This is a genomic window from Aquicoccus sp. (genome assembly GCF_041686535.1).
GTDB lineage: Bacteria > Pseudomonadota > Alphaproteobacteria > Rhodobacterales > Rhodobacteraceae > Aquicoccus.
The window spans coordinates 1-21787 of sequence record NZ_JAWLDS010000003.1 but is presented as its reverse complement, the minus strand read 5'-3'; the positions used below and the strand labels follow the sequence as shown (position 1 = coordinate 21787).

General features: G+C 64.5%; 25 protein-coding genes and 1 pseudogene. 11 read left to right on the top strand and 15 right to left on the bottom strand.

Translation table 11 applies throughout. The features are described 5' to 3' along the window. Positions 1–1455, bottom strand: coding sequence for a FliI/YscN family ATPase (locus ACESL9_RS01360; protein ID WP_372674416.1), 1455 nt, complete (start codon positions 1453–1455; stop codon positions 1–3). An 86-nt stretch (positions 1456–1541) separates the two neighbouring features. On the opposite strand from ACESL9_RS01360, the gene ACESL9_RS01355 reads away from it, so the two are divergent. From ACESL9_RS01355 to ACESL9_RS01315, 9 genes are read left to right on the top strand one after another with little or no spacing between them, the layout of a single operon-like run. Continuing rightward, positions 1542–1928: a FlgB family protein gene (locus tag ACESL9_RS01355; RefSeq protein WP_372612847.1), complete on the top strand. Its 387-nt coding sequence runs from the start codon at positions 1542–1544 to the stop codon at positions 1926–1928. An 11-nt stretch (positions 1929–1939) separates the two neighbouring features. Further along, positions 1940–2335, top strand: coding sequence for a flagellar basal body rod protein FlgC (gene flgC, locus ACESL9_RS01350; protein WP_372612845.1), 396 nt, complete (start codon positions 1940–1942; stop codon positions 2333–2335). A gap of 21 nt (positions 2336–2356) precedes the next feature. Then, positions 2357–2671: a flagellar hook-basal body complex protein FliE gene (fliE, locus tag ACESL9_RS01345; protein ID WP_372612843.1), complete on the top strand. Its 315-nt coding sequence runs from the start codon at positions 2357–2359 to the stop codon at positions 2669–2671. 9 nt (positions 2672–2680) lie between these two features. Beyond that, on the top strand, positions 2681–2950 hold the full coding sequence (locus ACESL9_RS01340) for a flagellar biosynthetic protein FliQ (protein WP_372612841.1): 270 nt from the start codon (positions 2681–2683) through the stop codon (positions 2948–2950). A gap of 2 nt (positions 2951–2952) precedes the next feature. Then, positions 2953–3666: a flagellar hook-basal body complex protein gene (locus ACESL9_RS01335; protein ID WP_372612840.1), complete on the top strand. Its 714-nt coding sequence runs from the start codon at positions 2953–2955 to the stop codon at positions 3664–3666. A gap of 11 nt (positions 3667–3677) precedes the next feature. Further along, positions 3678–4463, top strand: coding sequence for a flagellar basal-body rod protein FlgG (gene flgG / locus ACESL9_RS01330; protein ID WP_372674414.1), 786 nt, complete (start codon positions 3678–3680; stop codon positions 4461–4463). Beyond that, positions 4463–4879, top strand: coding sequence for a flagellar basal body P-ring formation chaperone FlgA (flgA, locus tag ACESL9_RS01325; protein ID WP_372612836.1), 417 nt, complete (start codon positions 4463–4465; stop codon positions 4877–4879). The genes flgG and flgA overlap by 1 nt, the downstream gene beginning before the upstream one ends. Positions 4880–4887: 8 nt before the next feature. Beyond that, entirely contained in the window at positions 4888–5640 is a 753-nt protein-coding gene (flgH, locus tag ACESL9_RS01320; RefSeq protein WP_372612834.1) for a flagellar basal body L-ring protein FlgH, read from the top strand. Positions 5641–5657: 17 nt separating this feature from the next. Continuing rightward, entirely contained in the window at positions 5658–6146 is a 489-nt protein-coding gene (locus ACESL9_RS01315) for a flagellar basal body-associated protein FliL (RefSeq protein WP_372612832.1), read from the top strand. Positions 6147–6200: 54 nt separating this feature from the next. Here the strand turns inward: ACESL9_RS01315 and ACESL9_RS01310 are convergent, their stop codons facing one another. Genes ACESL9_RS01310 through ACESL9_RS01290 form a run of 5 tightly spaced genes read right to left on the bottom strand, consistent with a single transcriptional unit; the run spans position 6201 to position 11300 of the window. Further along, positions 6201–6617, bottom strand: coding sequence for a hypothetical protein (locus tag ACESL9_RS01310; RefSeq protein ID WP_372612830.1), 417 nt, complete (start codon positions 6615–6617; stop codon positions 6201–6203). Continuing rightward, positions 6614–7705, bottom strand: a complete 1092-nt coding sequence (locus ACESL9_RS01305) for a flagellar biosynthesis protein FlhB (protein WP_372612828.1) — start codon at positions 7703–7705, stop codon at positions 6614–6616. The genes ACESL9_RS01310 and ACESL9_RS01305 overlap by 4 nt, the downstream gene beginning before the upstream one ends. A 3-nt stretch (positions 7706–7708) precedes the next feature. Beyond that, positions 7709–8473 (bottom strand): flagellar biosynthetic protein FliR, encoded by a 765-nt coding sequence (locus tag ACESL9_RS01300; protein WP_372612826.1) that lies wholly within the window; start codon positions 8471–8473, stop codon positions 7709–7711. Beyond that, positions 8470–10542: a flagellar biosynthesis protein FlhA gene (gene flhA / locus ACESL9_RS01295; RefSeq protein WP_372612824.1), complete on the bottom strand. Its 2073-nt coding sequence runs from the start codon at positions 10540–10542 to the stop codon at positions 8470–8472. The genes ACESL9_RS01300 and flhA overlap by 4 nt, the downstream gene beginning before the upstream one ends. Next, positions 10539–11300 carry a lytic transglycosylase domain-containing protein gene (locus ACESL9_RS01290; RefSeq protein WP_372612822.1) on the bottom strand — a complete coding sequence of 254 codons (762 nt, stop codon included), beginning with the start codon at positions 11298–11300 and terminating at the stop codon, positions 10539–10541. The genes flhA and ACESL9_RS01290 overlap by 4 nt, the downstream gene beginning before the upstream one ends. Before the next feature lie 335 nt (positions 11301–11635). On the opposite strand from ACESL9_RS01290, the gene ACESL9_RS01285 reads away from it, so the two are divergent. Then, the gene (locus tag ACESL9_RS01285; protein ID WP_372612820.1) at positions 11636–11977 is read left to right on the top strand and encodes a DUF2794 domain-containing protein; all 342 of its coding nucleotides are present in this window, start codon (positions 11636–11638) and stop codon (positions 11975–11977) included. 100 nt (positions 11978–12077) lie between these two features. Here ACESL9_RS01285 and ACESL9_RS01280 read toward each other — a convergent pair whose 3' ends face one another. The 8 genes and pseudogenes from ACESL9_RS01280 to ACESL9_RS01245 form a co-directional block, all read right to left on the bottom strand. Continuing rightward, positions 12078–12938, bottom strand: coding sequence for an energy transducer TonB (locus tag ACESL9_RS01280; protein ID WP_372674413.1), 861 nt, complete (start codon positions 12936–12938; stop codon positions 12078–12080). A 2-nt stretch (positions 12939–12940) separates the two neighbouring features. Next, complete coding sequence (locus tag ACESL9_RS01275) at positions 12941–13321, bottom strand: ExbD/TolR family protein (RefSeq protein WP_372612816.1); 381 nt, start codon at positions 13319–13321, stop codon at positions 12941–12943. A gap of 6 nt (positions 13322–13327) precedes the next feature. After that, positions 13328–13705 carry an ExbD/TolR family protein gene (locus tag ACESL9_RS01270; protein ID WP_372612814.1) on the bottom strand — a complete coding sequence of 126 codons (378 nt, stop codon included), beginning with the start codon at positions 13703–13705 and terminating at the stop codon, positions 13328–13330. 9 nt (positions 13706–13714) lie between these two features. Further along, a pseudogene (locus ACESL9_RS01265) lies at positions 13715–14389 on the bottom strand (MotA/TolQ/ExbB proton channel family protein); the annotation flags it as partial. 73 nt (positions 14390–14462) lie between these two features. After that, positions 14463–15248, bottom strand: coding sequence for a heme ABC transporter ATP-binding protein (locus ACESL9_RS01260; protein ID WP_372674412.1), 786 nt, complete (start codon positions 15246–15248; stop codon positions 14463–14465). Positions 15249–15251: 3 nt separating this feature from the next. After that, a complete protein-coding gene (locus ACESL9_RS01255; RefSeq protein ID WP_372612810.1) occupies positions 15252–16319 on the bottom strand; it encodes a FecCD family ABC transporter permease in 1068 nt (355 codons plus the stop codon). 16 nt (positions 16320–16335) lie between these two features. Further along, a complete protein-coding gene (locus tag ACESL9_RS01250; RefSeq protein ID WP_372612808.1) occupies positions 16336–17202 on the bottom strand; it encodes a hemin ABC transporter substrate-binding protein in 867 nt (288 codons plus the stop codon). Beyond that, entirely contained in the window at positions 17199–18251 is a 1053-nt protein-coding gene (locus ACESL9_RS01245; protein WP_372674411.1) for a hemin-degrading factor, read from the bottom strand. The genes ACESL9_RS01250 and ACESL9_RS01245 overlap by 4 nt, the downstream gene beginning before the upstream one ends. A gap of 222 nt (positions 18252–18473) precedes the next feature. Here ACESL9_RS01245 and ACESL9_RS01240 point away from each other — a divergent pair, with 222 nt between their 5' ends. Continuing rightward, entirely contained in the window at positions 18474–20465 is a 1992-nt protein-coding gene (locus ACESL9_RS01240; protein WP_372674410.1) for a TonB-dependent receptor domain-containing protein, read from the top strand. Between the two features lie 529 nt (positions 20466–20994). Here the strand turns inward: ACESL9_RS01240 and ACESL9_RS01235 are convergent. Beyond that, the gene (locus ACESL9_RS01235) at positions 20995–21558 is read right to left on the bottom strand and encodes a hypothetical protein (protein ID WP_372674409.1); all 564 of its coding nucleotides are present in this window, start codon (positions 21556–21558) and stop codon (positions 20995–20997) included. Between the last annotated feature and the right edge of the window lie 229 nt (positions 21559–21787).

Sequence of the window (21787 nt, the reverse complement as noted above, 5' to 3'; positions counted from 1 at the left end):
TCATCTGGTGTCGGGCACCCCCGGCAGCGATGCTGCGGTGACCTCGCCGCTTGCCACCGCCGCGCCGCGCTCGGCGGGCCGGACAGGGCTTGCGCCCGCGCGGGCCTGTCGCGCCATACCGCCAGCCGCCGCATTGGCCGCGCGCCGCAACATGAGCCGCAACCGGTTGAAGCTGTTCGCGATATCCTGGGTTTCGCGCTCGGCAAGAAAGGCGTCAAGCTGTGGCCAGACCCGGATCGCGCGGTCGGTCTCGGGGTCGCTGCCCTCGGTATAGAGCCCGGCGCGAATCATCATTTCTGACCGGGCATAGACGCCCAGAAGATGCCGCGCCTCGGCGATCACCTTGTTCTCCTCGTCGCTGGCCGCGTCGGGCAGGCTGCGCGAGACCGAGCGCAAGAGGTCGATTGCCGGATAGCGCCCGCGCTCGGCGATCTGGCGGTCGAGCACGACATGCCCGTCGAGCACCCCGCGCAGGATGTCGGCGATCGGCTCCTCCATGTCCGACCCGGCCACCAGCACCGTGAACACCGCCGTGATCGCGCCCGAATGGCCCGTGCCGGGGCCCGCGCGCTCGCAAAGCGACATGATCGTGTGCGCGGTCGAGGGTGGATAGCCGCGCAGCGATGGCAATTCCCCTGCGGCCACCGCCACCTCGCGATGCGCCTCGGCGAACCGGGTGATCGAATCGCCGAGGAACAGCACGTTGCAGCCCTGGTCGCGGAAATGCTCGGCCACCGCCATCGCGGTCCAGGCACAGCGCCGCCGCGTCAGCGGTGATTGGTCCGACGTGGCCGCCACCACCACCGCGCGCTTCATCCCCTCGGCGCCGAGCACGGTATCGACGAACTCCCGCAGCTCGCGCCCGCGCTCACCGATCATGGCGATCACGATCACATCGGCCTCGACATGACGCGCGAGATGCGCGAGCAGCGTCGTCTTGCCCACGCCCGACCCGGCGAACAGGCCCAGCCGCTGCCCCTCGACCAGCGGCAACATGGTGTTGAACACCGCCATCCCGGTTTCGAGCCGCGCACCCAGCGCGTGGCGCGTCGCCGGGGCGGGGGGCGGCGCACGCAGGGCACGCGCCATGCCGCCCCGCAAAAGCGGCCGCCCGTCAAGCGGTGCGCCGTAGGGGTCGATCACCCGCCCGATCCAATCATCCGCGGGCGATATCGTCCCCGCCTCCTTGAGGATCGCCCGATCCCCGAGCGACACGCCATCGGGTGCCGCTTCGGGCAGGATGACCGCGTGCTCCGCGCTCAATTGCAGAACCTCCCCGTCGAGGGGCGGGCCGCCACGGCGTGCCACCCTCACCCGATCACCGATTCGCGCCGCGTCCTGCATCCCGCCGATATGCAGCAATCCACCATTCACGGCAGTGATGCGCCCCACAAGGTGCACGGCGCGCAGGTCGCGAATCTGCTCTGTGATGCGGTTCAGACCGGAATCGGGCATGCGAACTCTCCATTGATGATCTGAAAACCGTTTCTAAAGGAATCGGGGTTAAGCCTTGATTGAAACCAATCGAGGGAGAAGCCCCGATGCTTGCAAAGATCGAATATTTCCAACTCGCGCACGCGATGGCCACGCATGCGGGAACGCGACAGGCCGTCGTGGCGCAGAATGTCGCCAATGCCGACACCCCCGGATACAAGGCCCGCGATACCGTCTCGTTCGCCGACACGCTCGCGGCGCAGGCCGGCGGATTCGACCCGCGCGCGACGCGGCCGCGCCACCTGCACGGCGTCACCGGCCCTGCCGCCCCGGAGATCGTCGAGACCGGCCAGCAGAACGACCCCAACGGCAACGGCGTCACCATCGAGGAAGAGACGCTCAGGGCGGTCGAGGTCAAGCGCCAGCATGACCGCGCGCTCGCGATCTATCGCTCGGGCCTCAACGTGCTGCGCGCCAGCCTTGGCAAGGGTTGAGGGGGCGGATGATGGGCGAATTTTCCAACTCCCTCGACGTCTCGGGCAGCGGGCTCAGAGCGCAGGCCCAGCGCCTGCGTCACGTATCCGAGAATATCGCCAATGCCGACACGCCAGGATACCGGCGCAAGACGATCCCGTTCGAGACGGTGTTCGCGGCTGGGCGTGACGGGGTCGGCCGGGTCGAGGCCGGGCGCGTCGCACTCGATCCGCGGGCGCCTGAAGAGGTCTATGACCCGGGTCACCCCCTGGCCGATGACACCGGCCATTATGCCGGATCGAATGTCGATCTGGTGATCGAGATCGCCGACGCGCGCGAGGCTCAGCGCAGTTACGAGGCGAATCTCAAATTGTTCGACCAGGCCCGGCAAATGTCGGGCAGCCTGTTCGATCTCTTGCGCAGGTAACCCCAGAAAAGGAGATCCAGAATGGATATCAATGCCCTCAATGCCGCCAGAAGCTATGCCGGCCTTCGCCCCGCGACGGAGCCCGACCCGGGGCAGGCCGGTGGCGCGCAGATGCGCCGCGATGATGCCGGTGGCGCGCTTGGCGGCGCGGTCCGCGATTTCACCGAAACCCTTCATGCAAGCGAGGATCTCGCCAAGGCGGCGATGACCACGGGCGCCGATCCGCACGCGCTCGTCCATGCGCTGGCCGAAACCGAAATGGCGGTCGAAACCGTCGTGACCGTGCGCGACAAGATCGTCGAGGCTTACCAGGAAATCCTGCGGATGCCGGTCTAGGGCCGCCGCGTGATGGATGAGGGCGTCTTCTTCGACACGCTGCGCGAAGGGCTCTGGGTGGCGGTCATCACCTCGTTTCCGATCCTCGCTGTTGCGCTTTTTGCCGGGGTCGTCGTCGGCCTCTTTCAGGCGCTGACCTCGATCCAGGAAATGACCCTGACCTTCGTGCCGAAACTGGCGGCCATCGTCGGCGTGTTCTGGGTCGCGATGGGGTTCATGGCGCAAACGCTGGTCGATTTCTTTCAACAGGCCATCGTGCCGCTCATTGCCGGAGGCTGAAAATGGATACAACCGGATATGTCACCCTGTCGCGCCAGTCCGGGCTGATGCGCGAAATGCAGATCGTGGCCAACAACGTCGCCAACGCCGCCACCACCGGCTACCGGCAGGAGGGGCTGATCTTTTCCGAGCATGTCGCGGCGCTCGACGGGCAGCCCGCGCTGTCGATGTCGGGGGCGACCGCGCATGACACCTCGATGCTGCAGGGCGCGCTGGGCGAGACCGGCGGGCGGCTCGATCTCGCGATCGAGGGCGAGGGGTTCTTCATGCTCGACACCCCGCAGGGCGAACGCCTGACCCGGGCGGGTGCCTTCACGACGAATGCCGAGGGCGAGCTGGTCAATCCCGACGGGATGCGGGTTCTCGATGCGGGCGGTGCCCCGATCTTCGTGCCGCCCGACGCCACCGACCTCTCGGTCGCCGCCGATGGCACGATGAGCGCGGACGGGCGTCCGCTGGCTCAGGTCGGCCTCTACCTTCCGGTCGATCCCAACGCGATGATCCGTGAGGGTGGGGTGCTGTTCCGGTCCGAAGCGGGGGTCGAGCCGTCCGAGACGGGGCGCATCGTGCAGGGGTTCCTCGAGAACTCCAACGTCGACCCGATCGGGCAGGTCGCCCGCATGATCGAGGTGCAGCGCGCCTATGAGCTTGGGCAGAGCTTTCTCGATACCGAAAACGAACGCCTCCGCGAGGCGATGAAAACCCTGATCAAGTGAAGGATGATGACATGCGGGCACTGACAATCGCGGCCACCGGCATGGCCGCCCAGCAGATGCGGGTCGAGACCATCTCGAACAACCTCGCGAACATGTCCACGACCGGCTACAACGCCCGCCGGGCCGAGTTTGCCGACCTGCATTACCAGCAGATGGCGCGGCCCGGCACGATCAACGCATCCGACGGCACGGTGCTGCCCACCGGTGTGCAGCTTGGCCTCGGGGTGCGCCCCACCGCCGTTTCCCTCCATCTCGCGCAGGGGTCGCTTTCGGCCACGGGCGGTGATCTCGATCTGGCCATGGACGGGCCCGGGTTTCTCGAGGTGACGTTGCCCTCGGGGCAGGCCGCCTATACCCGCGATGGGGGGCTCAAACGCTCAGGTGACGGGCTGATCGTGACCTCCGACGGCTTTCCCGTCGCGCCCGAAATCACCATTCCACAGGAGGCACGATCGATCGCGATCAATGCCGAGGGCGAGGTCTATGCCTATTTCGACGATGCCGCAGAAGCGCAGCTTCTGGGCCAGATCGGCCTCGTCGGGTTCACGAATCCAAAGGGGCTCGAGGCGCGCGGCTCGAACCTCTTTACCGAGACCGAAGCCTCGGGTCCGCCGGTCGTCTCGACCCCCGGTCAGGACGGGCTGGGCACGCTGCGACAAGGCTATCTCGAGGATAGCTCGGTCGATCCCGTGCTCGAGATCACCGAACTGATCGAGGCCCAGCGCGGCTATGAAATGAATGCCAAGATCATATCGGCCGCCGACCAGATGCTCGGCGCGACGACACAGGTGCGGTGATGCGCTGCGCGATCGCCCTGAGCTGGGCCCTGCTCGCCATGCCTGCGCTGGCCGATGTCGTGGTGCCGGTCCACACGATCCGTCCGCAATCCGTGATCGGGCAGGGCGATCTCGCGCTGCGCCCCCTGCCGGGTGTCGAAGGGTTCGATTCAGTCGATGAACTCATTGGCCTCGAAGCGCGTGTCGCGCTCTACGCGGGCCGCCCGATCCGGCCGCAGGATGTCGGTCCCCCGGCAACGATCGAACGCAACCAACTGGTCCTGCTCGTCTTCGCGCGCGGAGAGCTGGAAATCAGGGCCGAGGGCAGGGCGCTCGACCGGGCGGGCAAGGGCGAAGTGATCAAGGTGATGAACACTTCGTCGCGTAACATCGTCATGGGGGTGGTGCGCCCCGATGGCACGGTCCTGGTTCAGTGAGGATGCCGATGACAGACCAGATCCCACGCCGCGCGTCCAAAGCCGCCGTCGCTCTGATCCTTGCGCTGGCGGGCTGTGGCCGGGGCGACCATCTCGGCAAGGCGCCGGACTTTTCCGAAACCAGGGAGCTTGGCAACCCCGAGCATGTCGCGATGCTCTTTCCCGGCTTGCCGACGCATGGCGCGCGCGCCACCGCGACCACCGAATCCTCGCTCTGGCGCTCCGGGCAGCGGTCGCTTCTCGGTGACCGCCGCGCGGCCAAGCGGGGCGATATCCTCACCGTCGTGATCGAGATCGACGAGAAGGCCGAGATGTCCAACAAGAGTTCACGCGCGCGCAGCGGTTCGGAAAGCCTGTCCTTGCCGGGGCTGTTCGGCCTGCCCCAACGCGCCGACCGGAAACTGCCCGAGGGTGCCGCGATGGACAGTGCTGTTGCGATAGATTCGGCCTCGCGCTCGGATGGCGACGGTTCGGTGCGGCGCAACGAAAAGCTCACCCTGCGGGTCGCCGCCACGGTGACCGAGATCCTGCCCAACGGTGTGCTGGCCATATCCGGAAGCCAGGAGGTGCGCGTGAACTACGAATTGCGCGAGCTTCTGGTCTCGGGTTTCGTGCGCCCCGAAGACATTTCGCGCCGCAACGAGATCACCTATGACAAGATTGCCTCGGCGCGCGTGTCCTATGGGGGCCGGGGACAGATCTCCGACATGCAACAACCTCGATACGGGCAGCAAATGCTCGATATCGTCCTGCCATTCTAGGGTTGCGAGGCTCCGACATGCTCAAGACCCTCATTCCTCTCCTCCTGCTCATGATCGGGACGGGTGCCGGCATCGGCGGCGGCCTCTACATGCGCCCGGTTCCGCCGACCGACCCTCCGGCGGAGGACACAGCCGACGCGCCGCCTGAGCGGAAGGTCGGCCATGAGGATGGCGCCGGGCCGGAGCAGGATTACATCAAGCTCAACAACCAGTTCATCGTGCCGCTGGTCGAGGGGGAAAGGGTCACGTCGCTGGTTGTCCTGACCCTCGGGGTCGAGATTCCGTCAGGACAGCGGGAAAGGCTCTACATGATGGAGCCCAAGGTGCGCGATGTCTTCCTGCAAGAGCTCTTCGCCCACGCCAACAGGGGCGGCTTTCGGGGGGCCTTCACCAGTGCCGGCAATCTTGGCAACCTGCGCAACAGCCTGCGCGAAGCTGCGCGAAATGCGCTTGGTGACCTGATCACGGACATCCTGATCGTCGACATCGTGCGCCAGGACAACTGAGCCGAGAGTCCATGACCCTTTTCCGAAAGCCATGACGGCCAACCGGGCCGGAGTTCACCGCCGCATCGACAACGCCGCCAGAAGCGCCTGATCCTGGAGTGTTTCCATCTGTTTCAATGTCGCCTCGCGGGCCTTTACCCGGCGCGCGTGATCGCGCAGCCCTTGCGCCACATCGTTTCGCGCAAGTGCTCGGTGCAGGGCTGCGGCGGCCTGTGCCTTGCGGGCGCGGATCTCGGCCAGGCGCAGGTTGGTTTCGGCCCGCTTCATCGCCTTCCAGCGTTGCCAGCCACGATCAAAGCTCGACAGACCCATGTTCAGCGCGGTATCCGGATCGGATACCGCGCCGAGATCGTTCAATTCCTCGAGATAGCGTTTGAGCCGGCGCTCGGTCGCGGCCAGCGCCTCGATCCTTGCCAGCTCGGACCGATAGGCCATGTCGGTCAGCCGGGCCAGCCGTTCTTCGCCGCTCATGGTCTTATCTCCTCCCCTGTCCGGCGCCGCAACCCGTCGGCAAAGCGAATGGCGGCGGCAACCGCGCGGTAATGCTCGACCGCGATTTCCTGCCCGATCTCGGTGCTTGCATGCAGGGCCCGTGCCGTGGGCGGATCGCTTCGGATCGGCACGCCCGCTTCGATGGCCATTTCGCGGATGCGTTTCGCGATAATGTCCTGCCCCTTGGCGACACAGATCGGCGCGCTGCCGCGCTGGCGGTCCCATTTCAGGGCGACGGCGAAATGCGTGGGGTTCACGATCACCACATCGGCCCCGGGCACATCGTTCAGCATCCGGTTCGCCGCGATCTGCTGGCCCTTTTCCCGACGCGCCTGTTTCATGTGCGGATCGCCCTCGGTCTCCTTGTTCTCGTCGCGCAGATCCTTGTCGGACATCCGGTTCTTGCGCAGGTGATCCGCCCGCTGCCACATGAGGTCGACGAACCCGATGGCCAGCGCAATCAGCACGATGATCAGCAGGAACTCGATCATGACCTGCGCCAGCAGGAGCGTCGCAGGTCCCGGCCCTGTCATAAGCGTGGTGCCGATCCGGTCGAGATTGGCGCTCAGAAAGAGGCCCAGGATGGTCGAATAGATCACAAGCTTGACAAGGCTCTTGGTGAATTCGAACAAACCGCTCAGCCCGTACTTGTTTTTCGCGTTCTGGATCGGCGAGACGCGCGAGAGCTTGAACCGGACCTTCTCCGGGCTGAAGGTGAGGCCGCGCTGTGCAAACAGGCTTAGCACGACGAGAAGACCCGGGATCAGGAACCACGCGGCGAGAGGGGCGATGCTGTTGGCAATCGCGGTCTTCATCGCCCAGGCCGCTTGCGGCCCGGCGCCGGGGCGGCTCAGCGGGCCGGCATTCGCGATGAGGCTCTGAAGGCTTGCACCCACCTGCAGCACCGCCGGTTCACCCAGCGCCCAGAAGCAGAGCAGCAGGCCGACATATCCTGCCGCCGCCGCCAGGTCGAGCGATTTGGGGACCTCGCCCTTGCGGCGCGCGTCGTCGAGTTTTTTCTGCGTCGGTTCATGGCGTTTCGTGGCGCCGTCGTCCTCGCCGCTCATCGCTCAGCCTCCGAACGGCGCGGAGAGAAAGCCGCGCAGCGCGTCATGCCAGACCGTGATCGCCGTGGCGGCGAAGAGATAGAGGAGCGCAACCCCGGCCAGCGTGATCGCCGGGGCACCGACAAAGGCGACCATCAGTTGCGGCATGGCCCGGTTGATGACGCCCAGCGTGAGATTGTAGAGTGTCGAGATGATCAGGAACACCGCGCCAAGGGTGAAGGCGAGCGAGAAGGCTCGCGCCAGCAACGTGCTTCCCCAGTCGAGCAGGTCACTGCCCGCCGGATATCGCGCGAAGGGCAGGTAGTCATACGAGCCGACCAGGTAGACTGCCACCTCGACATGGAGCCCCGCCATCACCGTCAGGCACAGCCCCGCCATGGTCAGCGTCTGGCCCATCGCGGGCATCGGCTCGACCCCGGCAGTGCCGAGGATCTGCGACAGCGAGGTCGCCTGCGCTGCGATCGTGCCCGCGATCTGGAGCGCGAAGACAAAGCTGCGCAGCCCGATCCCGAGGGCAAGCCCGTTCACCGTCTCGGCAAGAAGGACCGATGCGATTGCCGCGCGATCTTCGGGCCAGGCGGCCGGTGCGGCCGGCCCCACGATCAGCGTCATTGCCAGCGCCAGCGCGAGCTTGACCCGCATCGGGATCGCGCTTTCGCCGAAACCGGGCATCAGTGCCACCACCGGCCCGACCCGTAGAAAGACCACCCCCTGCGCCAGGCCCTGCTGCGCCAGCGCCTCGACCAGCGGCGCGAGGTCGGCACTCATGCCTCGACCATCCCGACCAGCGCGGGGCGTGCCTCGACCCCGACCTCCTCGAAGGACAATACCGGGTTGGGGATCGACCGCGCCTTGAGCAGGGTGCGCAGGAATCGCCGCCGCCGCACCGTGGTGATGAGTGCCGGGTAGCTTCCGCCCGCCGCCGCGTCGGACACCGCTTTCGAGACCGCCTGCGTCAGCCGGTTGAACACGTCCGGCGGCAGGGCAACGTCGGCAGCGTCGCCGTCCTCGCCGATCTGGTAGGTCGTGAATGTATCCTCCCATTCGGGCGCAAGCTGGACAAGCGGCAGGCTGCCATCCGCGCGGCGCAGCGCCGCAACCAGTTGAAACCCGAGCTTCTGGCGGACGAATTCGCAGATCGCCTCGGGCTGGCCATGACGCACGCGGCCTTCGGCAATCGCTTCGAGGATGAGCGGCAGGTTGCGGATCGACACCTGTTCGTCAAGGAGCAGCCGCAGCACCGCCTGCAAGAGGTCCATCGGCACCTTGTCGGGCACCAGCTCCTGCAGCAGGCGCTTGTTGGCCTCGTTGCGCGCCGGGCTGGAGAGATTGACCATCTCGTCCAGCAGCCGTCGCAGTGCCTTGAGCGTCAACAGGCGGCTGAGATTGCGCTTGATCGTCTCGAGCAGATGCGTCGCCAGAACCTCGACCGGGGTGACCGTGGTCATGTCGAGCATGATCGCCTTTTCCTGGCTCTCCGGCTCGATCCACCTTGCGGGTGCGCCGTAAACCGGTTCTTCCACGCGGATGCCCGCGATGTCGGACCCGCCCGCGCCCTCGGGTTCGAGCGCGAGTATCCTGCCCGGATGCAATTCCGAGCGCACCTGCTCGACCCCGTGGATCTTGATCACGTAGGTGCCCGGTGGAAGCGACGGCGCATCGGTCAGGCGGATCTCCGAGATCACAAGGCCAAAGCTGCGGGCCACGTGATTGCGCATGTTGGCGATCCGCGCCTCGAGCCCGTTGCCCGGATCCAGAACCATGTTCACCAGGTCGCTGGCAAACTCGACATGAATGTCGTCGAGATCCAGCAGATCGCCGATCGTGCTCTCATGCGGCCGGGCGTCGGGCGCCGGTTCGGGCGCGGCCGCCGCGGCGGCGCGGCGGCGCATCAGCATGAGGCCGATCCCGATCAATGTCATGGCCCCCACGAAGAACGGCACGAAAGGCAATCCCGGAAAAAGCGCGAAGAGCATCATCAGCCCCCCCACCGCGACCAGCGCCGGCGGGTAATTGCCAAGCTGGGCGAAGAGGGTGAAATCCGTCGCCCCCGTTGCGCCGCCCCGCGCAAGAAGCAATGCCGAGGCGATCGAGATGATCACCGCCGGGATCTGCGACACCAGCCCGTCTCCAACGGTCAGGATGGCATAGACCTCGAACGCGTCGCCCAGCGCCATGCCATGCACCAGGACCCCCATGGTCAGCCCCATCACGAGATTGAGGATCGTGATCAGAAGGCCCGCCACGGCATCGCCCTTGACGAATTTCGACGCCCCGTCGAGCGAGCCGAAGAACGTGGTCTCAAGCTGTTCTTTCTCGCGCCGTGCCTTGGCCTCGGCATGGTCGATCGCACCCGCCGACATGTCGGAATCGATGGCCAGCTGCTTGCCCGGCATCCCGTCGAGGGCAAAGCGTGCGCCCACCTCGGCCATGCGTGCCGCGCCCTTGGTAATGACCATGAAATTCACGATGAGCAGAACCCCGAACACCACGAGGCCCAAGAACATGTTGCCGCCCATCACGAACTCGGCAAAGCCCGCGATCACGTCACCCGCCGCGCGTGTGCCGGTATGACCCTCGCCGATGATCAGCTTGGTGGACGAGACATTGAGCGACAGCCGCAGCATCAGCGAGGCCAGAAGGATCGTCGGAAAGGACGAGAACTCCAGCGGCGTCTGGATGAAGAGAGTGATCGTGAACACGAGAATTGCCAGCGCAAAAGACACCGCCAGACCGGAATCGAGCACCCAGGCCGGCATCGGCAGGATCATCATCACGATGATCGCCATCAGCGACATGGCAAGAAGAACGGTCGGCTGGAAGATATTGCGGATCATTCGGCCGCCCCCCGCCCGGCCACGCCCGGCATCGACAGGAACGGCCGTCCCCCGCCCGTGATGTTCGCCGCGACGAGCGACCCGCCCCGCGCCGGAGCGCCTGACGCCGTGGCAACGAACAGCGGATAGGTGTTGTCGCGTGCGGGTGCGGGATCGGTAGGGGCGGGTGTTCGCTCGGCCCCCTCGGCCCTGGACGTGACGGCGGCATAGTGCGCCTTGAAGATCTTGAGATAGCGGCGCGCGTGTTTCGGCGTACGTGAATGATATGCCCCTGCCGCATCGGTCCAGTTTCCCTTCTCGGCGTGCAATTCGCCCAGGAAACGGGCCGCGTAACGGGCATTCACAATCGGGTCGATCATCGTGTCCAGCGAGGCAAAGCCGTGGCGGTGCCAGCGGTAATTGACCTGGAAACAGCCCACGTCGAAATTCCGCTGTCCCTGGGCGACCTGATCGCGAAGGAAGCGCAGCGCCTCGCTGCGGCTGTCGAACCAGTACCCCTTGCCCGCCACGTTCGCGGTCCAGGGCCATGACGAGAGCGGCCCCTGCCGTGCGCGGCCGGTCTCTGTGCGGGTGATCGCCCTGAGGACGGCGGCGGGAACGCCCTGGTCGCGCGCGGCGATCACGCCCGCGCGTTCACAAATGGTCTGCCCGATCGCATGGCCAGCACCGGACCAAAGCCAGACCGCCGCGACCACGGCAAGGCCCAGCCGCGCGCGCGATCCGATCAAGCGACAGTCGATATCCGTTCTGGCACCCATGTCCCGACCTTCCGGCGTGAGAATTCTTCTCGCGACTCCCCGCCCGGCACGGGGATCGGGCACAGTGCTAGCAAGCCGGGGTTAACGAAGCCTCAACCGCCGGGAGAAGGCTATCGCGAGGCACCGCCAAGAGGTGTCAGCGCGCGCCGCGTTAACCGATTTGTGCCCGGGTTTCGCTGCGCTGCGGCGGTGCACGCCCGGCAGCCGGGCCGCAGCCGGGAGTCACCCCCCGTTTCGAGAGGCCCAGGCCGCGGTTAACTCTTCGGAACGGTGCACCTGCGCCGATTGCGAAACGGGCTTGATTTCACCTTGGGATCAAGCGCAAACTCGTGCCCATGACAGTGCAGGATCCTTCGCCAACTTCCGGGCCGCACCCCTCGCAGGTGACATTCCACCGCAGCGAACTGAACGTGATCCTTTCGCTTTACGGGCGCATGGTCGCAGCGGGGGAATGGCGCGACTACGGCATCTCCTGCCTGCGCGATTCGGCGGTGTTTTCGGTGTTTCGTCGCACCGCCGAGCATCCGCTCTATCGTATTGAAAAAAGGCCGAAATTGCGCAGCCGACAGGGGCAGTATTGCGTTGTCGGGATGGATGGCCAGATCCTTAAACGCGGTCATGATCTTCGCATGGTTCTTCGGGTTCTCGAACGCAAGCTGATCCGCGCCGTCGAATGAGGACATCCCGGTCCGCTATTCTCTGGTCGGGCCGGATGTTGTGCGCAAGGCATTGATTTTTGGCGTAAAAATCTATACGGTGCTGTCGCCCGGTTTTCGCTCACCGCGATTTCACCGGCAGGTTGAAGCGATGGGATTCGACCCCCAGTTCTGCCGGGGCCGCCGGGAATTGCCCGGCATTGCGCACCGCCGCAACGGCCAGCCTGTCGATACGCGGATTGCCCGAGGACTTGGCCAGATTGACCGCCAGGAGGGCACCGTTCCCCGACACTGAGATTGTCACGATAGCCGTCCCCTGACCCGCCCCACGCGGCGCGCGGCGGACGACGCGGGCCCGGATCTGCCCACCCCATTGGGCCATGAGCGACTGGCGCTGCGAATTGGACAACGTGGCCACCTCTGCCTGCCCGGAATCGCCCCGCGCCGCGTTTCCACCTGTGCCCTGCGCCTTGCGCGCCGTCGAGGCGGCAGAGGCGGAGGATTGTTTTTTTGCTGTTTTTTCAGTGTTTTGCTTGGGCTCGGCCTGTGGCTGTGGCGGCGTCACAGGGCGTGCCACGGGGCGGATATCCGCGTGGGGGGCAGTGTCGGTCTCGGGTGGTGTCTCGGCGCTGGGCTCGGGTTCGGGTGGCGCAGGCGCATCGGGTTGCACGATCAGCGGCTTCGGCGGCTGAGTGGCGGCAGGGGCTGCCCGGGTGTCGGGGGTCGCTGGCATCTCGGGCGCCATCATCGTGACATCCCGCGGCTCGGACAGTGCGGTTTGAGCCTCCATGGTCGCCTCGGGCGGGCTATCCCATGTTTCGACCAGTGCTTCGATGCTGGCATTCGATGCCTGAACCGACAAGAGATTGTCGCCTCCCTCACCTGCCCCGACGCCTCCCGTTTCCGGGGTAGATGACCAGATCGCGACATGCACCGCGAGCGCCACCCCTAGAAAGAATGATCCTTCGAGGTATCTTCGCATCGTCACCGCATCCCCGATACGAGTTTGACGCGACGCACACCTTGGGCGGCCAGCCGGGGCAGCAGGGCAGCGATCTGGCTGGCCTCGACCCCGCGATCGGCGCGGATCATCAGGGCCTCGCCTTCGGGTAGGTCGGGCATCGCGTCGAACACCGCTTCGCCCCTCGAGTCCCCCATGGCCATCTCTCCATCGGCCGAAACGTAGAGCACGTGACGCCCCTCGACCGCGGCTTCGGCATCCGATTCCGGCAGGGTGAGGTCAAACGGGTCGGGGGGTGCGATCTGGGCCGTCATCAGGAAGAAGATGAGCAACAGGAAAACCACGTTGATCATCGGCACGACGCTTTCGCGTGGGCGGCGTTTGGGTGGGAAGTCAAGCATCATAGCGGGTCACTCCACCAGAACGAGACTCTGATACCCCGCCTTCGTCAGCGCTTCGATCGCCTCGACCACGCGTTGCAGGTCGGCCTTGTCGCGCGGGCGAAGGACAATCGCATCGCTATGCGAGAGCATCATCGTGTCCAGCTTGGGCAGCAGGTTGTTCATCTCGGTGTCAACCCCGTTGAGCCGTAGCCCGCCAGGAAGGATATCGACAAGGCGCGGCGGCCCCTCGTAGGGCTGGTCGGACGCGGCGGCGAGCGGCAGGTCGATCTCGACATCCTGACCGAACCGGGCAGCCAGCATGAAGAACACCAGCAGCAGGAACACCACGTCGATCATCGGTGTCAGGCTGGGTTTACGTCGGACGGGTGGCGGGGCGAGCAACATGGATCGGCCTCATTCGGCAGCGGCGGTGACGGTGGTTGCATCTGCGGCCATGGCAGGGGCGTGACGACGGGTGGGATCGCGCGTCAGGATGCGGGTCGCCGCGTCCTCCATGTCGCGCTGGGCGCGGTCGGCCACGCTTTCGAACCAGGCCAATGCGACACCGGCCGGAATCGCGACGGCCATGCCCGCTGCGGTGGTCAGAAGCGCCTCCCAGATGCCACCGGCCAGCGCTGCGGGATCGGCGCGCGACCCGGCCTCCTGCAGTGTCTGAAAGGCCGTGATCATGCCCAGAACCGTGCCGAGCAGCCCCAGCAATGGCGCGATTGTCGCGATGAGATCGAGCGCGCGCAGCCCGGCGCGGGCGCGGTCCAGTTCACGGCTGGCGACACGCCGGATTTCTTCGCGCGCGGTTGCGTCGCTGAAACCTTCGCCGATCCGTGTCTGCATCGCCCGATACGCCACGATCGCACGCAGCGAACGGCGGCGTGACAGCGCGACGCAGGCATCCTGCGCAAAGCCATCCTCCCATAGCCTGATGGCCGATTCGGTGCGCCGCCCGGCCCAAGCCCCCATCAGGATCAGCCGCCAGATCTTCCACAGGATCAGCGCCAGCGTCAGGACTGACAGCGCGGCAATCGACCATATCGCAGGCCCGCCCCGCGCGAGGAAATCCTGTGCCTCGCTCCAATGTGCAAGTACGTCCATCATTCATGTCCTTCCTGGCAAGGTTTGCCGCAACAAATGCGTTAAGACAGTGTCATTGCGCCGCCATTCGCGCCGCATGGGGCAGGATGAAGGTGCCCGAAGCAGGGGCCGTGTTGACCCGGACCGCGCAGCCATAGGCCCGGCTGAGCAGGTCGTCGCGCAAGATGTCGGCGGGCGCGGACTGGCCGAGGAGATGGCCCTGGCTGATCAGGGCGACCTCGTCGGCGAAAATCGCGGTCAGGTTGAGGTCGTGCATCACGGCCACCACGCCACCCCCGGCATCGGCGTAGTCGCGCGCGATCTGCATGACCTGAAGCTGATGGCCGATATCGAGCGCCGAAACCGGCTCGTCCAGGAACAGCCAGCGCGGCATGCCGTTCTCGACCGGCTGCCAAACCTGCGCCAGAACCCGGGCCAGTTGCACGCGCTGCTGTTCGCCGCCCGACAGTTCCTGGTAAAAGCGCCCCTCGAAGCCCGAAAGGCCGACCCGCGCCAGCGCCTGTCCAATCAGGCCGATATCGACGGCGGCCACGCCGCGGCTCAGGCCCAGGCGTACGACCTCGACCACGGTAAAAGGAAAGGCCAGGGGCGTTGCCTGTGGCAGAACCCCCCGGATCGCGGCCAGATCCCAGGGTTTGGCTGCCACGATGTCATGCCCGTTGAGCCTGACCTGCCCGCCGTGATCCGCCTCTCCGGTCAGCGCGCGCATGAGCGTTGTCTTGCCCGACCCGTTGGGACCGACAATCGCCACCACGCGCCCCGGTCGGGCGGTGAAATCGACCGCATGCAGGATGCGCGTGCGGCCATGGTCGACGGTGATCTCTTTCGCGTCCAGCATCGTTCATGTATCCAGAAGGCCGCGTTGCCGCAGCAGGATCCACAGGAAGAACGGCCCACCCAGCACCGCCGTGACGATACCGATGGGCAATTCGGCGGGGGCAATGATCGTGCGGCTGATCACATCGGCACAGAGCAGCAGTGCCGCCCCGAGAAGCGCCGAGTTCACCAGCAGGAAGCGGTGATCCGGCCCCACGACCAGGCGCAGCAGATGCGGTACGACGATCCCGACGAAACCGATGCCGCCGCTCACAGCCACGGCGGCCCCGACCGCACCGGCTACCATCAGGATCGCGGTGTTCTTGAGCCTCTGCACGGGAATCCCGATATGTGCCGCCGCGGCCTCGCCCAGGGCCAGAGCGTTCAGGCCGCGCGCGAGGAAAGGCGCGGTGGCCAGCGCAAGGCAAATCAGGGGCGCCGCGGCCAGCACCTTTGACCACGTCGCTCCCGCCACCGACCCCATGCTCCAGAAGGTCAACGTGCGCAACTGGGCGTCATCTGCTATATAGACAAGGATACCCTGCACCGCGCCCGCCAACGCCCCCAGCGCGATCCCTGCCAGAAGCATCGTGGCCACGGATGTGCGCCCGCGCCGTGTGGACACCCGGTAAAGGATCAGCGTGGTCGCCCAGCCACCGAAGAATGCGGCAACCGGCACGAGGTAATAGCCGAACAGGGCCGCTGCAGAGGCCGGCAGAAACCCGCCAAGCACGATCGCGGTGATCGCCCCCAGCCCGGCCCCGGCGCTGACTCCTACAAGGCCTGGATCGGCCAGCGGATTGCGGAAAAGTCCCTGCATGACCGCGCCGGACACCGCCAGCGCGGCCCCGACGAGCATCCCCATCACGATGCGCGGCAGGCGGATGTCGAACAGGACGATCCGGTCACGGGGGGAAAGTTCCTGCGCGCTCACGAGGCTTTTCACGGCATTCCCCAGAGACACGCCCGACGCCCCCGTGCCGAGGCTCAGAAGCGCCGCAAATCCCAGCAGCACCAGCAACAGGCCCGACAGGGCACGCGCCTGCCGGCTGCGATCGCCCGGTAATGGGGCAGCGGACTCGATGTTCTGCATTGCAAGGCTCATGGTGTCAGCCACCCACTTGGGACAGGGCCTGCGACAGTGCTGTGGCGGCCTCGGCCGTACGTACCGAAAAGCCCAGCATCGCCATGCCGTCCATGCGGATCACCGCCCTTGCCTGGCCCGCCGGCGTTGCCGCGATTGCAGGATGGGTGAAAAGCTGCTTGTCCGTCACGTCCATATCGCCTGTCTGATCCATCATCAGGATGATCTCGGCCCCGCTTTCGATGATCGCCTCGTCGGTCAGCGGCTTGTAGCCCTCGACCCCGGTGACTGCGTTCTGGCCACCTGCCAGCGCGATGATCGCATCGGCGGCGGTGTTCTGGCCCCCGGCCAGAACTCGGCCTCCTTCCATCGACAGGATGAAGAGCACCGATTTGCCCGCGGTGCTGCTGGTTTCGGTCTGAACGGCATCGAGGTCATCATTGATCCGCGCTGCGAGTTCGGCCCCTTTTTCCGGCACGCCCAGCGCCTCGGCCACGGTGGTGATCTTGGTCGTGACCGCCGATGCGGTAAAGCCTTCGGGGATCTCGACCAGCGGGATCGCCGCTTCGTGCAATATCTCCAAGGCTTCGGGTGGTCCCGCGCCTTCCTGCGCGAGGATCAGGTCGGGATCGACCGAAAGGACGCCCTCGGACGACAGCCGCCGGATATATCCCACATCGGGCAGGTCGAGCGCCGATTCGGGGTGATTCGACGTGGTGTCCCGCGCCACGAGCCTATCCTCTTCCCCGAGTGCATAGACGATCTCGGTGATCGCACCTCCCACCGACACGATCCGCTGTGGTGCATCTGCCCGCGCGGTGCCTATCAGGAAAAGCGAGACGGCGAGACACAGGGCGACCTGTGCCCAGAAAAACGGATGCACCCGGGTCATGCAGTCACCTCCGCGTCCAATGTCTCGAAACCTGCGATCTGCGCATTCCATTCCTGTGCCGTGTCCTTGTCGCGCAGCACGCCGAAGAATTGTGCGATCAGACCGCCCGCCGCGTCGAATGCCTCGACCGAGATGGCTTCGCCCCTTCGGGTCGATTTGGTCACGGCATAGACCTCGGCCACGTGATCGCGGCGCAAATGCAGATCGAACCCGGGATCGAGCACGTTGATCCATTGCCCCGTCTCGACGATCCGCTCGACCGGCCCGGAGTGGATCTCGATGCAGCCCGCGTTGCCGACAAAGACCATAATCGGGATGGTGGCCTCGGCGGCCCTGGTCAAAAGCGTTTCGATCACCCCGGGGGTAAGCCGCCTTGCATAGGGTGCCCCTGCCACGCGGTAGGCGCCCAGCCGGTTCATCTTGAGCCGTCGCGTCATCATCAAGAATTGATGCGTGTCAGTCAGTTTGTCCCATTCGGCGCGTAGCCGTTCGGCCTGATCCGGGCGCCCCTTGGCTGGCTCGACCGGTTTGCGTGGCACGTATCCGGGTGCGCCGGATTGATCGTCAAGCCGCAACTCCTCGACCACTCCGGCCCATGCGTCGGCATTGGATCCCTCGCGCAGGAACACCTTGTGCAACGCATCGCCGGCGGCGTCGAAAACCTGGATCGTGCGGCGCATGCCGCGCTCGGTCTCCTGTTCGATGGCAAAGCCATGCACCCAGTGGTTGGGAAAGATGCGCAGGTCTATGCCCTCGTTCACGATCATCGCGGCATGGTCGCCCGGGGTGTAATTGTCGTAATGGCCCACCTTTTCGATCACGCAGCTTGCGTTGCGGGTCAGGGCCATGACCTCGCCCAGCCGGGTCAGCGCGGGCATGACCCGGTCGGGATGGGCGGTGATTCGGGTGGCGGTTTCGCCCAGCGCGGCGGCCACGAGACCGGCCTCGGAAATGCCCAGCTTGTCGGCCAGATCGCGGCCGCGCATTTTGGGATTTTCCATGCGCGCAGCTTTGATGTCAGACGCGGAAATCACGGTTGGTTCAGCCAAGACGGCTCTCCTTTTCCATCACGATGTTTGGGTGCGTCTGGCTGGTGGCCGGAATGCCACGTTTGCTGGTGCGCCGGGATCGAAACTCGATCTTCAATGTTGACAAAAATAGTCGACTTAAATAGCGAGTGCAAGTCTCGCATTGTCGGAGTGAACGAACACCACGAACGCAGCCAGCCCTGTGCCAGCCCGAACCGTCGTGAGGATTGGAAAGGGATAGGAATGCGTGTGAACTGCACCGTGAGGGCAGCGCTTATGCTGGGCGCTGCGACGATCTGGGCCTTGCCGGCCGTGGCCCAGGATGATGTGACAGAACTGGACGAAGTGACCCTTGGCAAAAGCAAGCGCGAGGTCAGGACCGACACCGCCAGGCCTGAAACCAATGTCGATCAGGAAGAGATCGAGGATCGCCAGGCCAGCACCATCGCGGAGCTGACGGATTCGGTCCCTGGCGTGACGCTGATCAACGGGCAGTCACCGCAAGGTTCGGGGATCAATATCCGGGGGTTCGGGGCGAACTCGACCTTTGGCAGCGACCAGAAGGTGCTTATCCAGGTTGATGATGCCGATGTCGGTGCCGAAGAACTCTATCGCATCGGCACCCAGCTTTATACCGATCCCGCGCTTTACAAGCAGGTGACGGTGATTCGCGGCATGGCCGGCACCCTGGAATACGGTTCGGGCGCGATCGGCGGGCTTGTCCGGCTCGAAACCAAGGATGCGTCGGATTTCACCGGCGGCGTTCCGGGGTTCAAGTTGCGCCAGACATTGCAAGCCTCGACCAATGGCGACGGGATCACCAGTTCGACGATCATGGCATGGCAACCGACGGATGATTTCGAGGTTCTGGGCAATTTCACCTATTCGACGCAGGACGAACAGGTTGACGGTTCGAGTGCGGAAATTGGCAATTCGGGCTTCACTTTGCCCAGTTGGCAGTTGAAGGCGAAGAAGACCTTTGGCGACGGCGATCATTCGCTCAGCTTCTCGATTGCCGAAACCGCGTCGGATGACAAGGACGTGCCCTATGACTCGTTCATGACCTCGGGCGGAAGTTTCGGGAATGTCGACCGGCAGACAAGTCAGCGCACGGCGACGCTGGGCTATAACTACAACCCGGTAGGCAATGACCTGATCGACCTAGACGTGACGCTGTCCTATGCCGACCAGAAGATCGACCAGAGCTATGTTCCGGGCAGTTCACCGCTCGAAGGCATGCCTACATTTCCGCGCCTTTTACCGCTGGTAGATGCCGATCACCGTTACGAGACGACCAAGCTGACCTTCAAGAACACGGCCCGTTTCGAGACCGGCGCGGTGTTCCACGACCTGCGCACCGGGGTGGAATTCAAGCACAAGAAACGCCGTGATGCATCTTCTGCGCCCGGTGGTACCGATGAGCGGATCGCGCTGTTCGTTGTCGATGACATGAGCATCGGCGAGCGCCTGATCCTGACCCCGGTGTTGCGCTACGAAGCCCAGAACATTGGAGACGACACCGCGTCCTATTCCAATGACGCGCTGATGGGCGGGATCTCGGCGCACTACAGGATCGGCAACGGATTCGCGGTTTTCGGCTCGCTGGCCTATACCGAGAACCTGCCGATCATAGATGATCTCGATACCCCTGCCTACATGACACAGAGTGAGAAGGCGAGCACGGTCGAGCTGGGCTTTTCCTATGACCGGCTGGACGTGTTCACGCCTGGCGATGACCTTTCGTTCAAGGTGACGGCCTACAAGACCAAGGTGTGGGATGTCACCTCCTACACCACGCCGACGATGGTGCCGGTCACGGATATCGAGATGGAGGGGCTTGAGCTTGAGACGGCCTACAGCCTGTCCTCGGGGCTCTACATGGACCTCAACGCCAATATCCAGCGCGGACGAGAAACCGCCCCCGCGCCGGGCGGGGATTGGCGCGGGATTCCGGCGGATCAATTGCGCCTGACCGTGGGCAAGAAATGGCAGGAAAATCTCGACCTTAGCTGGGAGGTCGTGGCCAATGACCGGATGAAGCGGGCGGCCACGCCGACGCCTTCGAACGTGGTGCATAACCTGCGGGGGACGTATCGTCCGCAGGGTGGATTGTTCCGGGGGACCGAGCTGCGGGTGGGGGTCGAGAACCTCTTTGATCTCGACTACACGCCGCACCTTGCGACCCGCAAGGCCCCGGGGCGGACGATCAAGTTCACCGTGTCCAAGACCTTCTGAACGCGGCGGAAGCGCCGGGTGGGTCGGGGCCCGCCCGGCCCGCGTGCGGCGCGTTCACGTTTGCACGCAACACCCCGAAATCGGGGGGTGATCTCCGGCTGACATCCGTACACCGCCCGGCTGCCGCCCGACGAGGCCCACGGCCGTTAACACTTTTAGGTCGGATCCGGCGGGGAGGCTGGGTATGGCCCCGAGCGTTCCGCCATTCAGGAGCGGATGGTGGCCTAATCGAAAAGTGCAGGTAGTCTATAAACGGCGCATCCCGGCAAACCTGACCAAGGGGCGAAGGTGAGGCGGATCAAGGCGAAGATGGAGGAGCGGGGAGAATGAAAAGAGACAATCAGTTCACCATTGACCGGGGGGTATGGTAGACAGACTATTCACCCTACGGCTTGCTACTAGATTTTAATCTCATGCATTACTACATTGAATAAGTGGGCTGCTGGAAATCCGGGTTTGGACTCCGGTTCCAGCAGCGCCGCGTGCCCGGGCTAAGCCCGGAAGGCCAACTCCTTTTGGAAGGGAGTGCCTATTCCTCTAAGATCGCCATCGCCTTTACAATATTGGCTATTCGCTGAGCCTCATGCTGAGTCAGGTCATGAGGCAACCCAACCAGCTTCACAATCAAACCCTGCCTTAGCGGAATAGGAAATGTGGATACATCTCCTGTTCCGGTAGACTCAACATCATTATGGGCTTTATGGCTACGTTCCAAATCTGGATTTGCATTTTGGACGCGTTCTTCTGGCCACTCACTTCCGCCGACCTTCGGTCGGCTTGCCCGCTGTCCTTTCGGTCGATAGTTTGATGGGTTTTCTTTCCAACGAAGAAAGTCTGAGATCGTTGAGTTCAATCGAGATTTGTAGGATGCAAGGCTTCCTGGGCTAAGTTTGGTACCTTCAAGATTTACAAACCGCTCCATGATGTGATCAGTATCGACTTCTCTCACATCGGCGAATTCGTCTACTCCAACTACATCAACGATTCGACCAACAGAAACTATTCTGGTTTTCAGCGTTTCTTTCTTCCCCAAACCCTTATCCAAGGCGTAGTCCAAGAAACCCAGAAGGTCTTTTGCAGCGTATCCAGACACGGCGACTCCATCCTTTCGTCAATTTGATGCAAAAGGCGCGTCCAGGCGTCAATGCAAAAATGCTAAGACATGTCGCCTTTGATTGAATTCGCCCCGCCCGGAACAGCGGCGCAGCCGGCCGGGCAGCACCTGGCCGCCCCCCGGCCGGGTGCTTTTGACATGATGCGCACCGCTTCGGGCCGGGGAAGACCTTGCAAGCTAAACTGCACGGCGCCAATGTTGTGAGCAC